At 35.0% G+C, this 18203-nt stretch carries 8 protein-coding genes; 4 read left to right on the top strand and 4 right to left on the bottom strand.

Features of this window, described 5'->3' with window-relative positions; all coding sequences use genetic code 11:
• Positions 1-20 precede the first annotated feature (20 nt).
• The 3 genes from P178_RS0109140 to P178_RS0109130 are packed head-to-tail and all read right to left on the bottom strand — an operon-like array spanning position 21 to position 4095.
• Positions 21-2327 carry a glycoside hydrolase family 65 protein gene (locus tag P178_RS0109140; protein WP_027065948.1) on the bottom strand — a complete coding sequence of 769 codons (2307 nt, stop codon included), beginning with the start codon at positions 2325-2327 and terminating at the stop codon, positions 21-23.
• Positions 2328-2379: 52 nt separating this feature from the next.
• Complete coding sequence (gene pgmB / locus P178_RS0109135; RefSeq protein ID WP_027065947.1) at positions 2380-3042, bottom strand: beta-phosphoglucomutase; 663 nt, start codon at positions 3040-3042, stop codon at positions 2380-2382.
• A 12-nt stretch (positions 3043-3054) separates the two neighbouring features.
• The gene (locus P178_RS0109130; protein ID WP_155941603.1) at positions 3055-4095 is read right to left on the bottom strand and encodes a LacI family DNA-binding transcriptional regulator; all 1041 of its coding nucleotides are present in this window, start codon (positions 4093-4095) and stop codon (positions 3055-3057) included.
• A gap of 305 nt (positions 4096-4400) precedes the next feature.
• Between P178_RS0109130 and P178_RS0109125 the strand changes: the two genes are divergently transcribed.
• Both P178_RS0109125 and P178_RS0109120 read left to right on the top strand, forming a co-directional pair.
• Positions 4401-7523, top strand: a complete 3123-nt coding sequence (locus P178_RS0109125; protein WP_027065945.1) for a SusC/RagA family TonB-linked outer membrane protein — start codon at positions 4401-4403, stop codon at positions 7521-7523.
• Between the two features lie 19 nt (positions 7524-7542).
• Positions 7543-9153: a RagB/SusD family nutrient uptake outer membrane protein gene (locus P178_RS0109120; RefSeq protein WP_027065944.1), complete on the top strand. Its 1611-nt coding sequence runs from the start codon at positions 7543-7545 to the stop codon at positions 9151-9153.
• A gap of 409 nt (positions 9154-9562) precedes the next feature.
• On the opposite strand, the gene P178_RS0109115 is transcribed toward P178_RS0109120, so the two are convergent.
• The gene (locus P178_RS0109115) at positions 9563-11215 is read right to left on the bottom strand and encodes a solute:sodium symporter family transporter (RefSeq protein ID WP_027065943.1); all 1653 of its coding nucleotides are present in this window, start codon (positions 11213-11215) and stop codon (positions 9563-9565) included.
• Between the two features lie 388 nt (positions 11216-11603).
• Between P178_RS0109115 and P178_RS0109110 the strand changes: the two genes are divergently transcribed.
• Together P178_RS0109110 and P178_RS0109105 are read left to right on the top strand one after the other, a co-directional pair.
• Positions 11604-14960 (top strand): VCBS repeat-containing protein, encoded by a 3357-nt coding sequence (locus P178_RS0109110; RefSeq protein WP_027065942.1) that lies wholly within the window; start codon positions 11604-11606, stop codon positions 14958-14960.
• Positions 14950-18201, top strand: a complete 3252-nt coding sequence (locus P178_RS0109105) for a VCBS repeat-containing protein (protein ID WP_027065941.1) — start codon at positions 14950-14952, stop codon at positions 18199-18201. Before P178_RS0109110 ends, P178_RS0109105 begins: the two co-directional genes overlap by 11 nt.
• The last annotated feature ends 2 nt before the right edge of the window (positions 18202-18203 follow it).

Below are 18203 nucleotides of genomic sequence, written 5' to 3'. Positions count from 1 at the left end.
GATTTAAAACACTGTACAAATTATACTGTAATCAACTCATCTGGATACAATGATATTTTCTTACCATTTACCCGAATAGATACTTCCTCTGTACCCGTTAGCTGAAAAGTTGTATTCTCTGCAGTCACTTTTACTTTAATAATTCTATTTCTAAAATTGACTTTAAAGGAATATGTCTTCCATTGATTTGGAATTTGAGGTTTAAAGGATAGTTTATCATTTATAATACGCATACCTCCAAATCCTTCAACAATACTCATCCAAGTACCTGCCATAGAAGTAATGTGCAAGCCTTCTTCTACTTCTTTATTGTAGTCATCCAAATCTAATCTAGACGTTCTTAAATAGAAATTATACGCCTGCTCCATTCTACCTAATTTTGCAGCCTGTATACTATGCACACATGGTGATAACGAAGATTCATGAACCGTAAATGGTTCATAAAAATCAAAATGTCTTTCAAGATCTTCAGTTGAAAAATCTTCTTCGAAAAAGTAAAATCCTTGTAAAACATCTGCCTGCTTAATGTACGGGGACCTTAAAATTCTATCCCAACTCCATTTTTGATTTATAGGTCTATCTGATTTTGGCAATTCACTAACCTTTACCAAATCTTTATCTAAAAAACCATCTTGTTGTAAAAACACGCCATATTCTTTCGAATATGGGAAGTACATTTTACTAGCTACTTTTTTCCATTTACCACACTCTCTATCGGTAAGTTTTGTTTTACCAACAATTCTATGATAATCATCTGGGTAGCCATTTTTAACTTTTTCTAATTGTGTAAGCGTATAATTTATACACCATTTTGCCAAGTAATTTGTATACCAATTATTATTGACATTGTTTTCATATTCATTTGGTCCAGTAACCCCAAGCATTACGTATTTATTCTTGACCTTTGATAAGTTTACACGCTGATGCCAAAATCTAGAAATACCAATTAAAACTTCTAATCCCATTTCTGGTATATAGCTATAATCACCGGTATATCTAAAATAGTTGTGAATAGCAAAAGCTATAGCCCCGTTTCTATGAATTTCCTCAAAAGTAATTTCCCATTCATTATGGCATTCTTCACCATTCATGGTTACCATTGGGTACAATGCAGCACCATTAGAAAAGCCTAATTTTTTAGCATTCTCAATTGCTTTCTCTAAATGGTTATAACGATACTTCAATAATTTTCTAGCAACCTTATCATCTTTTGTTGCCATATAAAAAGGAATACAATAAGCTTCAGTATCCCAATACGTACTACCTCCATACTTCTCACCTGTAAATCCTTTTGGACCAATATTCAGTCTAGAATCCGTTCCTAGGTAAGTCTGATTTAATTGAAATATATTAAAACGTATACCCTGCTGTGCTTTAATATCTCCCTTAATAACAATATCGCTCATTTCCCAAATAGCCGCCCAAGCAGCTATTTGCTTTTTCAATAAACCTTTAAAACCTAATTCACTTACTTCACTCAAGCTATTTTTGGCAACCTTTACCAAGTCATCATTTGGATGATTTCTTGCAACCGTATACCCACCAAACTTTGTTAAAGTAATTGATTCGTTCGCTTTTACATTTTGCTCAAACTTAAGGGAAACAAAATTATCAGTCTTTTCATCAGCTGGGACACTTGAAACATCTTTATCGCCATATGAAACTGAGGCCTGCATGAAAGTACAGATCTTAAATTCTGTTTTCATGGTATGTGCTTCAATAAAAGCACGATTATTCTCTGAGCTTACGTTTGTTGTATTCCAAAATTTATCATCCCAGTTACTATCCTCATTCGTAATTCCACTATCTAAATACGGCTCAAAAACTATTGTAGCATCTGTCTTTAAAATTTTAATAGTATATGATATTGCACCAACTTCGTCTACATCTAAGCTTAAAAAACGCTTAACCACTACATCAATTTCAATGTTATTAGAAGTCACCGCTTGAAAGCTACGGGTATAAACACCCTCTTTCATATTTAGTTCTCTTCTAAAACCAGAAACTTTTTTGCTTGTTGCCAAATCAAACTCTACTCCATCAACAAATACTTTAATGCCGATCCAATTAGGAGCATTCAAAACCTTTGCAAAATATTCTGGATATCCATTTTTCCACCAACCTACTCGGGTTTTATCTGGATAATACACCCCGGCAATATAACTTCCTTGAAAAGTTTCACCTGTATAGGTTTCCTCAAAATTGGCACGTTGCCCCATGGCACCATTACCGATGCTAAAAATACTTTCAGATGATTTAACATTTTCACTGTCAAAACCTTCCTCAATAATGCACCACTTATCTGGTTTTATATAATCTTGATTCATTAAATTAAAATTGAGTTTAAATCAAAAATAGAGCAACTATGAATAGGTACCCTTATTTATTTTTATTAAGTAGTGATTCTAAAAATTCATCGCTTATTTCAGTGAAATCTTTAAAATTATAATTCGCTTCGTTGAGTATGGTATCCTCTCCAATGCCTATACTAATCATATTCGCGGCATTTGCTGCCTGAATTCCAGCAACTGCATCCTCGAAAACCACACATGAACTTGCCGTAACACCCAAATTACTAGCTGCAATTAAAAAGACCTCCGGATCTGGTTTTGCTTTAGTTACACTATTACCATCGACAATACTATCAAAATAAGGCAACAAATTAACCTTCTCCAATATTGGTCTGGCATTTTTACTAGCTGACCCCAATGCTATTGGCACATTATTTTTCTTTAAATATTCTAAAACTCTTGGCACATCTGGTAGTATTTCACTAGCATCCATTTTTTCAATGTAAGCAAGGTAATCTACATTCTTCTCTACCATCCAAGTATTAAACTGTTCTTGCGTTGCCGAAATGTTCCCGATATCTAAAAGAATTTCTAAGCATCGCTTTCTACTGACCCCTTTAAATAATTCATTTTGTTCCTTTGTAAATTCAAAACCTAATTCTTTAGCCAGTTTATGCCAAGCCAAATAATGATATTTGGCCGTATCAACTATAACACCGTCCAAGTCAAAAATAAACCCTACTTTTTCCATTATCGCAAAATATTAATTGATTGAAGAACCTCTTTTAATCAATGTTGCATTTATTATTTCCGTTTTAAACGGTTCCTCAATTACTTCTACTGACTCCATTCTATTTATCAGGAGCTTAGCCGCTAACTCTCCCATCTCTTGGCCATGTTGCGCAATAGTACTTAGTTTAGGAGAGGAGTACCTAGACAATATACCATCTGTAAAGCCTATTATTGAAATATCACTCGGTACATTAAACCCTAAATGTTGTATTACACTCATAGACTGTATGGCAAAAATCTCATTTACACATAACACGGCATCAATACTATTTTCTTTAAAAAATTTGGTCATAACATCCGTATTGTCTATTTCATGAGGTAATGTCAAAATTAAATTCTGATCAATCTCAATATTATTTGACCTTAATGCCTCCGCATATCCATCTTTTCTACTTTCACTAACATTAAAGTAATTCTCGGTTGTTATTAAAGCTATCTTCCTACAACCCGACTTAATAAAATGATTAACCGCCTCACTAGCTATTTCAGCATCATTTAATATAACCTTATCACACTCTATCTCTTCAGTGACGCGGTCAAAAAGGACTATGGGTATTCCTTGATCCAACAATTCCTTTAAATGGGTGAAGTCATTTCTTCTTTGTGTTTCCGCACTTAATGAAAGTATAAAACCATCTATACTACCATTTGCGAGCATTTCCATGTTTATAACCTCTTTATCAAAAGACTCATCAGAAATACAAACAATTACATTATATCCCATTTTATTGGCATACATTTCTATACCTCTAAAAACAGTTGTAAAAAAATGATGTACTATATCTGGTATAACAACACCTATATTTTTTGTTTTCTTGTTTTTAAGACTTAGCGCTATATTATTAGGACGGTAGTTATAGAATTTAGCAAATGCTTTTATTCTATCTTTAGTATCCTTACTAATCTCCTTGCTATTTTTCAATGCTTTTGATACAGTTGAAATGGAAACATCAAGTTCCCTAGCAATATCTTTTAAAGTAATTTTTGGTTTCAAAAAAAAGGATTTTAAAATTTTAAGATAAGAACTTAAATTCTTCTAAAAGTAAAAGTCGATTTTTTACTTCTATTTGGTAAATATATACAAAAAAGGATTTTACCTATCTTTGAAGAAATATCGTATATTCCCACTTTAGTTAGTGTAATTATAGGAATATAATAAATTTAGCTATTCACTATCATTATACTCGTAAAAAATAAAAGTTATCAACACGAAACCGTTTTCGTAACATTTAAACTTTGCTGATACTCTTATCAACAAGCCTTTTTACATATTTTTAACAATTGAAATTAAATTAACTCAACTTAAATTAACAATTTATGAAGATTACATTCCTAAAAAGTCTGTTGGTTCTTGGTGCATTTATGTGCTTCGGACTTGTTCAGGCGCAAGAAGTATCTGGAACTGTTTCAGATGCAAGTGGACCTTTACCAGGAGCTAGTGTTCTTGAAAAAGGAACAACGAATGGTACACAAACAGATTTTGACGGTAATTACACATTGACCGCAGAAGAAGGAGCTGTACTTATTGTAAGTTACATTGGCTACAAAACTCAAGAAGTAGCAATCAACGGTAGAACTTCAATTAACTTCACTTTAGAAGAAGATGCAGAAGCGCTAGAAGAAGTTGTAATTATCGGTTACGGTACTACAACTGTAAAAGATGCTACTGGCTCAGTAACGGCTGTAACAGCTGAAGACTTTAACGGCGGAAATATTTCTTCGCCTGAGCAATTAATACAAGGTAAGACTGCCGGTGTTAACATACAGGAAACTAGTGGTGAGCCTGGAGCAGGAATTCAAATTAACATTAGAGGTTCTAATTCTGTTCGTGCAAACAACAACCCGTTGTTCGTAGTTGACGGTGTTCCATTAGGTGGAGGTGATACATCACCACAAGGTGAAACAGGTTTTGGTCAAAGTGCCGTTAAAAACCCATTGAACTTTATTAACCCTAATGATATTGAAAGTATCAGTATTCTAAAAGATGCTTCTGCAACGGCTATTTATGGTTCTCGTGGTGCAAATGGTGTTGTTATTATTACAACTAAAAGTGGAAAAGGAAGTAGCCAAGGTGTTTGGGACTTCTCTAGTTCATTAAGTATCGCTACTGCAGCAAATACATTTGACCTTTTAGATTCTTCTGAATTTTTATCTGGTGTTACCGCAGTAGGTGGAGATGCTAGCGCTGTAAACTTTGGGGCCAATACAGACTGGCAACAAGTTGTATTAAGATCAACAGCTTCTCAAAACCAAAACCTTTCTTATTCTAAGAATTATGGTAGTGGTAATGTTAGAGCAACTTTTGGATATGGCAAACAATTTGGTATTGTTGAAAACTCTGATTTAGAAAGAATTACTGGTAGAGTAAATCTTAACCAAAGATTCTTAGATGATAAATTAGTTCTTGGTCTTCAAATGTCGATCGCTAGAATTAACGATTCTCAGGCTCCAATTAGTGCGCAAGCAGGTGCAGCAGGTGATGTTCTAGGTGGTGCTTACGCTGCAAACCCAACATGGCCAGCTAGTTCAGGCTTTAATGCTGGTGGATTAAACGTGAATCCTCAAAATGCATTAGACAATACTCAAAACATAACTAATACTGATAGATACTTATTAAATGGATCTATTCAGTATAACTTTACTTCAGAAATTTCTGCAAAATTAAATGCAGGTTTAGATGTTGCTGAAGCTACAAATACTTCTGTAATCTCAAGAGACATTAATAACATTAACGGTGTTACTGATATAGGACGTGGTAACTACGGTGTTTTAGAAAGAAATAATAAAACTTTCGAAGCAACGGTAAACTACAATAAGGAATTTGAAAGCTCTAGCCTTGAAGCTTTAGTAGGTTTTGGTTACCAAGATTTCCAAACATTTGGTTTCAATGCAGGTGGTAGAGGTTATACTACTAGTGACTTGAATGCAATGGGGAGAAACTTAAGAAGTGCCGTAAGTGATTTACAGAATGCAGTTACTGGTTCTTATCAACAAGCTTATTACGCTCCAAATACTGGCGGTGTATTAGTAAACAGATTATTACCAACTGTTGTTGCTCAAGAAGCCTTGGGTACTACCCTAAACAGTTCAGTTACTTCTGTATTTACAAACTCGTTTGACAACACAGATGAATTACAGTCATTTTTTGCTAGATTAAACTACACATTAAAGGACAAATACTTGTTTACGGCTACAATGAGAGCTGATGGTTCTTCTCGATTTGGACCAGAAAATCAATATGGCTACTTCCCTTCTGGTGCATTTGCATGGAAAATGAATGAGGAAAATTTTGTTGGCGAGAAAGTATCAACTCTTAAATTACGTTTAAGTACTGGTATTACTGGTAACCAAGATGGTTTAGGGTACGGTAATTTCGTAGCTAGACAACGTTTCTCAGACTTAACGGTTCAACAAAACCTTGATATTAACGCTAACGGTACGGCAATTGTTGCTACAGATAGACCTGACCTAAAATGGGAATCTTCTTTCAACTTAAATGCTGGTCTAGATTTTGGATTTAATAACGATCGCTTTAGTGGTAGTTTAGACGTATATAGAACTGAAACTACTGACGTTCTTTTACAAACACCACCTGCAGCACCTGCAGTTGATCCTTTCCAATTTCAAAACGTAGATGCTAGCATTATCAACCAAGGGGTTGAACTTGCTTTAGCTTACGATTTCGTAAGAACAGATGATGCAACTTTCTCTGCTGATTTCAATATTGCTTATAACAATAACGAAGTTCAGAACTTTGATGGTCTAATTGACACAGGTGCGGTTAACGGTCCTGGTTTAACAGGTGCATTTGCACAACGTTTTGCTTCAGGTCAATCATTGTATTCTTACTTCCTACCAATTTTTACTGGTTTTGACAGTGCAGGTTCTCCAACCTACCAAGATGTTGATGGTAACGGTACAGGCGATCCTTTCCAAGATAAAACTTTTGTAGGCGAAGATGCGTTACCAGATATTACTTCTGGTCTAAGCTTAAACTTAAAAGTAAAAGATTTCGATGCATCTGTATTTTTCCAAGGTCAATTTGGTTTCTCTGTATATAACAATACTGAAAATGCATATTTCACTGCAGGAGCGCTTTCTAATTCTAGAAACGTAACTCAGAATGTATTAACTAGTGGTGAAGATCCAGGAGCTTCTGCTGATGCTTCTACTCGTTTCTTGGAAAAAGGAGATTTTGTTCGTTTCCAAAATGCAAGCATTGGTTACAATGTTCCATTATCTGGTGAAGGCGCTTTAAATTCTTTACGTTTTTCTATTACTGGTCAAAACCTTTTCTTAATTACTGATTATAGTGGTTTAGATCCAGAGGTTACTGCTAATACTGGTGATTTAGGTTCTGGTGTACCTTCAAGAGGTATTGACTACGGTTCTTACCCAAGACCAAGAACATTCACTTTTGGTATTAACGCATCATTTTAATTAAAAAAAATTGTATATCATGAAAAATAATTTTAAAATCTTAACGCTTTCTATTCTATCGTTGGTAGGGGTTACCTCCTGTACCGATCTAGAAATAGAAGAAACAGATTCGATCATTTCTGAAGGATTTCAAGGTTTAGCTGACCCTTCTTCAACCGTAACAAATCTATATGGGACTCTAGCAGGACAATATGCAGTTCAAGAAGACTATTTCGCTCTTCAAGAAGTTACCTCAGATGAGCATTTGATTCCTACCCGTGGTGGTGACTGGGGTGATAACGGACTATGGAGAGTTATGCATACCCATGACTGGAACGGACAACATACATTCATAGTAAATCTTTTCCAAAAATGGAATTCTTACCAATTACAAGCATCACAGGTTCTAGATTCAAGAAGTAACCCATCAGCAACGAATATTGGTGATGCAAGCTTCTTACGAGCCTATAGCATGTGGGTAATATTAGACAACTTTGGGCAGGTCCCTTTCAGAGATACTTCTTTACCATCATCAAGTATTCCTGAAGTACTAACAGGTCAAGAAGCTTTAGATTTTATACTTGCTGACCTGGAAGCTGCTATTGCAAATGCGCCGGCAACAGTAGCTTTAAGTGGAGACGCAAACGGCAGAGCTAGTAAGGCTGCCGCTAGATATTTAAAAGCTAAAGTTCTTTTGAACAAGCATATATATGTTGGTGGTTCTCCTGATTCTGGCGATATGGCCGAAGTAGTTTCTTTGGTTGACGCTATTACAGCTGACGGTTACGCTTTGCAAGATGGTTATTTTGACCTTTTCTTACCAGATGCAGATACAGAAACTATTTGGTCTTTAGAAGCGAATACGATTAATAAAGTAGTAATGGGTCTTCACTATAACAACACCAGTATTCAAGGTGGTGGTTGGAATGGCTTTAGTACTCTTGCTGAATTTTATGACTTATTTGAAGGAGATTCTGAATTTAACGAATTAGATGCTTCTCAAAATCCTGCAAATGGTCAAGAAGAACGTAGAGGTGGTGTTCCAACTGTAGGTGTAGCTTTTGCTGATCAACCTTATGCTTCTGAATTAGATGGATATGTTGATGGCTCAAATGTAGGTTATGGTTTTTTAATCAACCAACAATACGCTTTAGACGGTACGCCTCTAAAAGACAGACAAGGTGCTCCTCTTACTTTCAAAAGAGATTTTAAAGATGGTGCCGGTACAGTTAGTTTCATCAATAATGATGAAACAACTGGTATTCGTATTCAAAAGTACGCTGCTAGAAATGGCGAAGCTTCTATAAGCCATCAAATTGTATTCAGATACGCTGATGCTCACTTAATGAAAGCTGAAGCTATATTTAGAAGCGGTGGTGACCCAACAGCTATGATCAATGATTTAAGAACAATACGTAACACTCAAGAGTTGTTAGGAACTGTTTCTGAACAAGATATTTTAGATGAAAGAGGTAGAGAATTGTATCAAGAAGCATGGAGACGTAATGATTTAATTCGTTTCGGTCAATTTGGTAGAGACTGGTTGTTTAAAGCACCAGGAACTATTGACAATGATGCTTACAATGTTTTCCCTATTCCACCAGCACAATTACTTGCAAATCCTAACTTGGTTCAGAACCCAGGATACTAAGGATATATAATTTTAAGTTTAAGTTGAAAAGGCCTCCAATTTGTTTTGGAGGCTTTTTTATTGGGTTATAACTTTTTTGAAATCATCAATGAATAATTTATTAGGTTACCGACTGAATTGCGAATCTAACCTGTTGTATTTAGTATTAAAACACTTTAATATATAGGGTTTAAAAAGTTGTTACAGCTAGATTTTAATACAATATATAAGAAATCACCTATACTCTTTAATTGTTAGCAGTTGAGTTTTGCTTAGCAATTCAGCAGGCCTTACCTAAGCTTTATAATAGCGCTGCTTTACCATTTAACTACAAACTAAATTTCCCTAAACAAAACAGTAATTAATTAAAAAAGTAAGCCCCATCACTTAAAGTGATGGGGCTTACTTTTTTAAATCAACCTCTTATTATTTACTTAGCAAAATACACATATATACTAATAACAATTACACAAATCAGTATACCTGCTTGATTCACATATTTGTATGGAGTTATTGAAACTTGATCTGTATACTCTAGAACGAAAGGTTCTTTTCGTGGTCTAATAGCGCCAATAATCAGCATTATTATAATATTGGTAACAAATAGTATAGCCATAATATGCAAGAAGTGAGGATATGCTTCTGCCTCAATTAATTTCAATTGCGCAACATCTGTTATACCTTTAGCACTTGCATCTGCTAATGCTTCGTTCACAAATTTATTCTTTAGCCAGAACTGACTTATAATATATAACGCAGACCCTGAAATTATACCCACTTTAGCCGCTATTGCCGGCACTCTCTTTGTCAAATAACCAACTACAATTATCGTAAAAATAGGAATACTATATATACCATTAATCTCTTGTAAATAATTGAATAGACTACCTGCATTTGCAATTAGCGGTGCTATAAACATAGCTGCCAATGCCAAACAGATTCCAAATATCTTTCCATACTTTACTACTGTAGTCTCTGGAGCATCAGGGTTAATATGCTGCTTATAAATATCTATACCAAACAAAGTAACCGAACTATTTAGAACACTATTAAAAGAACTCAAAATAGCACCGAACAATACCGCTGCAAAAAAACCAACCAATGGTTTTGGCAACACTGCACGAACCAACTCTGGGTAAGCTAAATCACTAGAATCAAGACTGCCGTCAAAATAATGATACGCTATCATACCTGGCAACACTAATATTAACGGACCTAATATTTTTAAAAATGAAGCCAATAACAATCCTTTTTGACCTTCAGCTAAGTTTTTTGCCCCTAATGCTCTTTGAATTATTTGTTGGTTGGTTCCCCAATAAAATAATTGCACTAACATCATACCTGTAAAAATGGTGGCAAAAGGTACTTCTTGTCCTGCATTCCCTGTAGAATCAAATCGTTCCGGGTTAGCACTAACTAATACATCTAATCCCCCAAATACACTGCCATCGCCAATCGCCATTAATCCAAAAACGGGTATTAACAAACCACCGATCAACAAACCAACCGCATTAATTGAATCTGAAACCGCAACAGCTTTTAAACCTCCAAAAACTGCATACACTGAACCTATCAACCCAATTCCCCATATACAAATAACGAGAGCTGTACTGTCTGCGACCCCTAATAATGTAGGAACATCAAACATACCACTTATGGCAACCGAACCAGAATACAATATAACGGGAAGCAATACAACAACATAACCCGTAAGAAATAAACCAGAGGTTATTGTTTTTGTAGTTACATCAAACCGTTTGGCTAAAAATTGCGGCACCGTAGTTAATCCACCTTTTAAATATCTAGGTAACAGAAAAATAGCTGCTACAACAATAGCAATGGCCGCTAATGTTTCCCATGCCATAACAGATAAACCGTCTGTATATGCACTACCATTTAAACCTACAATTTGCTCTGTAGATAAATTGGTAAGTAATAGCGATCCCGCTATTACTCCGGCCGTCAAGCTTCGCCCTCCTAAAAAATAACCATCCGAGGTTTGTTCATCGGTCGTTCTGGTCGCGAAGTATGAAATTACAGCCACTAAAATAGTAAAGCCTAAAAAAGATAAAATCCCTATCATTTGTTGAGTTGTTTGTTAATTAGTCAAGGTTAAATATATTGGATTATTTCCATTACATCTAAAAACAGGCTGTAAAATCTCATTATTCATATTATACGATAGCTCCTATAACGTTTTCTTTAAAATTTAACGTGTAATTTCATTAAATAACCCTAGCAAACAGTAGGTATTTGGCTATCTTGCAATTTCATTTTTAAAGAACTATTTGGCTGACTATCAACTCAATTTTAATAGTTTACAAAAATCTGAATGGAATGCGAAATAGAGTAGCACAGATACTTTAAATTAATAGGCAGACTTATGACTGAATAGTCGTTAGTTTTCAATTAATAATTTAATATTCCTCATTATAAAAGAACATATAATGCCATCTCTAATTAATTCAAGAATGAACTCCAATATATTTAAGCTGAGCTGCCTTGGCTTATTTTTATCACTTTTATCCTCATGTGGCTCTAAAGAAGATACGAATACATCTTTAGAAAATTCAGAACCTACATTATTTACACTATTACCTTCTGAAGAAACTGGTATTTCATTTGTAAACAAAGTTCAAAACTCAAAAGAATTTAACATATTCAAATACCGTAATTTTTATAACGGTGGTGGTGTTGCCATTGGCGACATCAACAATGACGGTTTATCTGATGTTTTTCTTACTGGAAATATGGAACCTAACAAGCTTTTCCTCAATAAAGGAGACTTCAAATTTGATGACATTTCTGAAAGTGCCGGTATAGCGGGTAACAAACCTTGGTCTACAGGCGTAGTAATGGCAGATATTAATAATGATGGATTTCTTGATATATACGTTAGCAATGCCGGTAATATGGAAGGAAACAATCATGATAATGATTTATATATAAATAATGGAGACGGTACTTTTACCGAAAAAGCCCATGAATACAATCTTGCGGAGACAGGGTTTTCTACGCATGCTTCATTTTTTGATTATGATAAAGACGGTGATTTAGATGCCTATATTCTAAACAATAGTAATATTCCCGTAAGTAGCCTCGGCTATGCTGAACAACGAGAAGTAAGAGCACAAGATTGGGAAGGTGTACCAAAAATTTTTAGAGGTGTTGGCGATATGCTTTTGCGAAACGACAATGGTAAATTTGTTGATGTTAGCGAAAAAGCAGGTATCTATGGTAGCCTAATTGGATTTGGCCTTGGTGTTATGGTTATTGATATTAATAATGACCTCTACCCAGATATTTATGTATCTAACGATTTTTACGAAAGAGATTATTTATACATCAACAACCAAGACGGAACTTTTAGGGAAGAAGTTCAAAAATGGACCAACCATTTAAGTTTATCTGCAATGGGAGTTGATATGGCCGATATTAATAATGACGGACTTACAGATATCTTTATTACAGATATGTTACCTGAACCTGATCAGCGTGTAAAATCTGTAATGGAATTTGAAGGTTATAATATCTTCAAGTTAAAACAGAGTAAAGATTTTCATCAGCAGTACATTCAAAATACATTACAGCTAAATAATGGTAATGGTTCTTTTTCTGAAATCGCTTACTATAGCGGTGTTGAAGCTACAGATTGGAGCTGGTCTGGACTTCTGTTCGATATGGACAATGATGGTCTAAAAGATATTTATATCACCAACGGAATCAATCACGATTTAACCGACTTGGATTTTGTTGATTTCTTTGCGAATGAAATCATACAAAAAATGGCACTCACCGGCAAAAAGGAATCTATTGATTCTATAATCAATAAAATGCCAGTTACACCATTACCCAATTACGCTTATCACAACAATGGGGATATAACGTTTAGCAATTATAATAAGCAATGGGGATTTGAAATACCTAGTAGATCGAACGGTTCTGCATATGGTGACTTGGATAACGATGGAGATCTAGATTTGGTGGTCAACAACGTAAACATGGAAACCTTTGTTTACCGTAATAATTCTGAATCTCAGTCTGAGAATAATTACATAAAATTAAAATTCGAAGGTTCTAAAGGAAACAAATTTGGTATAGGCACCGTTGCCCGCCTTTATTATCCTGATAACATTATTGACCAAACTTTGATGCCTTCTAGAGGTTTTCAGTCTTCTGTTGAATACCCTATGACTATAGGTCTTGGAGCTACTAAGTCTTTAGATTCCATTCGTATCATATGGCCTAATGACGCAACGGTTAAATTAACCAATGTTAAAGCAAACCAAACCATCACTTTTGTTCAAGAGGAAGCAAACGAAATTTTCAAAGTAAAGCAAGAATCTACCCCTACCCTTTTAAAATCCATAGAAAACAACACCTTCTTGACTCATAAAGAAAATAGCTATATGGATTTTGATAATGAAGGTTTAATTTCTAAGTCATTAGCGGAAGAAGGTCCTGGCTTGGCAGTTGGTGATGTAAATGGTGATGGTAATGACGATATATTTATAGGTGGCGCAAAAGGACAATCGGGAGCTTTGTATCTACAAAAAGGAAACGGTGCTCTTTCAAAACCAATTGTAAAGTATTTTGAGCCAGAGGCATTATTAGAGGATACCACTGCTTCATTTTTTGATTCGGATAATGATGGGGATCTAGACCTTATGATTGGGTCAGGCGGAAATGAACTAGGTATGCAAGGCACTTACGGAATTCGTTTGTATCTCAACGACGGCAAAGGTAATTTCTCCTTGAGTACCAATAAATTACCAAGTATCAATAAAAATGTTGCCGTTATCGCTCCTTCAGATTTTGATGAAGATGGAGATATAGATGTTTTCGTTGGCTCTAGAAGTGTAGTTGGTACGTATGGAATAAATCCTGACCACTTATTTCTGCTTAACAATGGTGATGGTACATTTACAGATGTTACAGAACGTTCTGCTTATGACATAAAAGATGCCGGCATGGTAACAGATGCGCAATGGGTAGACATGGACGGTGACGGTAAAGATGATTTGGTAACGGTTTCAGATTGGGGCAGTCCAAAAATCTATAAAAACTCTGGTAGAAGACTCAGCCATTTTAAAAGCTCACTTGACAGCCTTAACGGATGGTGGAGCGCTATAGAAGGTAAAGATTTGGACAATGATGGTGATCAAGATTTAATTTTAGGTAACATGGGAAGCAATCTTCACTACAAACCTGCGCCAGGCCAACCAATGAAAATGTGGGTAAATGATTTTGATAATGATGGTACTATTGAACAAATAACTACTCAGAACTATGATGGTGGGGATTACCCTCTTCATCAAAAAAAGGAATTGACCACCCAAATATTAGCGCTCAAGAAAAAGAATATTAAAGCCTCTGAATATGCCAAAAAGACTATCCAAGAGTTGTTCCCAAAGAATATTCTTGATAACACAATCTTAAAACAGGCAAACATTTCTGAATCTATTATTGCAATCAATGACGGCAATGGCAATTTTACTATTAAAATACTACCGCCTCAAGTACAATTTTCTTGCATTTATGGCATACAGTGTCTTGATGTAAACAAAGACGGAAATTTAGACCTTGTAATGGCAGGTAATAATTTTGAATTTAAACCTCAATATTCTAGACTTGATGCCAATTACGGAAACGTATTGCTTGGCGATGGCAAATTAGGCTTTGAATGGCAAAATTATTCAGAAAGCGGTTTCTTTATTAGAAATGAGGTAAAGCAATTAGAAATAGTCAAGGATAAAAAAGGAAATCAATTCATCATTGCAGCTATCAACAACGACACTCCAAAATTGTATCGATTAAATGAAAAGTAACATACTCTACATATGTTTATTGGTTTTCACCTTTAGCTGTAAGCAAAATTCTGGTGAGTTATTTGTAAAACATGCTGCAGAAGAAACGGGCATAGCTTTTGAAAATACACTTACTGAAACTAAAGACCTTAGCATCTTAGATTACCTCTATTTTTATAATGGTGGTGGTGTTGCCATTGGCGACATTAATAACGACAGTCTTCCAGATATTTATTTTTCCGGGAATCAAGTTAAAAACAAACTATACCTAAATAGAGGCAATTTACAGTTTGACGATATTACAGAAAAAGCAGGTGTAGCAGGTAATAGTTCTTGGAACACAGGTGCCATAATGGGTGATGTAAATGGAGATGGACTATTAGATATATATGTATGTGCCGTAGTTGGATTAAATGGCTTTAACGGACATAATGAGCTATTTATAAATCAAGGTGATGCAACTTTTAAAGAAAGTGCTGCAGCATACGGACTGGATTTTGAGTCGTATAGTTCGTCCGCCGCTTTTTTAGATTATGATCTTGATGGTGATTTAGATATTTACCTACTCAATCACGCTATTCATACTCAAGATTCTTATGGTAATGCTCAAATACGCCATAAAAGAGTATATGAAACAGGCGATAAATTGTTGCGTAATGATAATGGCCAATTTGTAGATGTAAGTGAAGAAGCCGGTATTTATGGAGGTGTAAACGGTTATGGTTTAGGTATTGCAGTATCTGATTTTAACCAAGACGGGTACCCAGATTTATACATTGGAAACGATTTTCACGAAGATGATTATTACTATTTAAATAACGGAGACGGTACTTTCAAAGAATCTCTCAAAGAGGCTTTTGGACACACAACAAGATTTTCAATGGGTAGTGATGTAGCGGATATCAATCATGATGGTCTACCTGATTTGATTTCTTTGGATATGTTGGGTAAAGACGAAATTGTCTTGAAGTCATCTGAGGGCGATGATGATATTCAAATTCAGAAAATGAAAACCGAGACCTTCGGTTATCACAATCAGTATACTAGAAATATGCTATCTGTAAATCAACCAAATGGCAAGTTCTTAGAAACTGCACTACAAAGTGGTGTAGCAGCTACAGACTGGAGCTGGAGTGCTTTGTTCGGTGATTACAATCAAGATGGAGAACAAGATTTATACATAAGTAACGGTATTCCAAAACGACCTAACGACCTAGATTACATCAACTACATTTCTAACGAAAATATTAGAGCCAAAATAAATAGCACCAATCTCGTAGATCAAAAGGCTCTAAAAATGATGCCCTCTGGTTTCATCGGAAATATGATTTTTAAAGGTGCAAAAGACCTACAATTTATAGATGAATCTAAATCTTGGATTGCTCAAGACACCATAATTTCTGGGGCGACAGCTTATGGCGATTTAGACAATGATGGTGATTTAGATTTAGTAACCAATAATTTATTTAGTCCTGCCGGTATTCAAGAAAATACTACTAACAGCACAAACCATTGGCTAAAAATTAAATTAAACTTTACAGAGAAAAATAAGTTTGGTATTGGAACAAAAATTTTCTCGTACGCTAATGGTATTCAACAATTCAAAGAAATGTATACCGTTCGTGGATTTCAGGCATCTTCCGAACCCATAATACACTTTGGCTATGCCGATTTAAAAAACGTTGATTCCCTTAAAATTATCTGGCCCGACAAAAGCTTTCAAGTGCTGAAAAACATAATTGTTAATCAAACACTGTATATAAGCCCTAATCAAAATCAAGCTTTTGATTATAATTCTTTAAAAAAGAAACAGAAAATATTATTCAAAAAAACATCAAACAACCTTGGTATAGATTACACTCATATTGAGGATGCTTACAGTGATTATTTACGCCAGAAACTAATACCATACCAAATGTCTGACAGAGGTCCGGCTGTAAGTGTAGGCGATTTAAATGCGGACGGCAAAGAAGATGTATTCTTTGGTGGTTCTAAATATATACCATCTCATATATATGTTCAGGGAGATTCCTTATTTCAATTACAGGTTTATCCAGAAATTCAAAAAGACAGTATAAAAGAAGACATATCTTCATTAATTGCAGACTTTAATGGAGATGGTAAAAATGATTTAATCATTGGCACCGGTGGCGCAGATTTTTTCAATCAAATGAAACCATTAACAGATTCTTTCTACGTTGCCAGTGATAGTACATTCAACAAATCGGCATTTCCAGAAATGTTCGAAAATGCGTCTATACTTTTAAAATTAGATTATGACCATGATAATGATTTAGATGTGTTGATCTGTAACCAATCAATTAGCGCAGATTATGGAAAAAAGCCAAATAGCTATATACTAAATAATGATAACGGCAATTTTAGCGTAGCCAACAACCCGTTTAAAAACTTGGGAATGGTGACCGATGCTGTAGTTACCGATTTTAATAATGACGGATGGGAAGATTTATTGTTTGTTGGTGAATGGATGTCACCAAGATTTTTTCAAAATAATGAAGGTGTATTCGAAGAAACATACCCCTTAGAAAACAAAAATATTAATGGTTTATGGCAAGCTGTCACTAGCTATGATATTGATGGTGATGGTGATCAAGACTACCTTTTAGGTAACTGGGGATTGAATACAAAATTTACCGCATCTGAAAAGCACCCAATGAAAATGTACTATGGCGACCTTGACAAAAACGGAGCTACAGAAACCATTGTTAGCACATATAAAGATGGAAAAGATTATCCAATTGACGGACTTAAAGAACTATCCAGCCAACTAGTTTCATTACGTAAAAAGTTTACGAACTACAGCTCATTTGCCGGTAAATCGATGGAAGAAATTCTTGGTAAAGAGATGTTGCCTAACGCTGAAGTTTTAGAAACACATACCTTAAGTTCTGGTTATCTACAAAATGACAACGGTCAATTTATCTTTGTTCCGTTTAATTACGAGTTACAACTGGCACCTATCATGTCATTTTTAGAATTTGATTTTAATGGAGACAATAAAACCGAAGTATTAGCCGCTGGAAATTATTTTGGCGTAAAACCATATCATGGTCGTTTTGATTCTTTTCCTGGAGCATTGATAAATAATGCTAACAATGTTACCTTAGCGAATGAAATTGGACTCGATTTAACAGGAAAATCGATTCGTAGCATGAATATCATAAACTTGAACAACAACAAATACATTTTGCTCACCTTCAATAACGAGGCTGCAGAAGTATACCAAATACTCAAACCATAGTA

It is taken from the genome of Maribacter sp. Hel_I_7 (assembly GCF_000688315.1).
Classification (GTDB): Bacteria; Bacteroidota; Bacteroidia; order Flavobacteriales; family Flavobacteriaceae; genus Maribacter; species Maribacter stanieri.
Note: the sequence above shows the minus strand (reverse complement) of the source record. Positions and strands in the feature narration are given on the sequence as shown.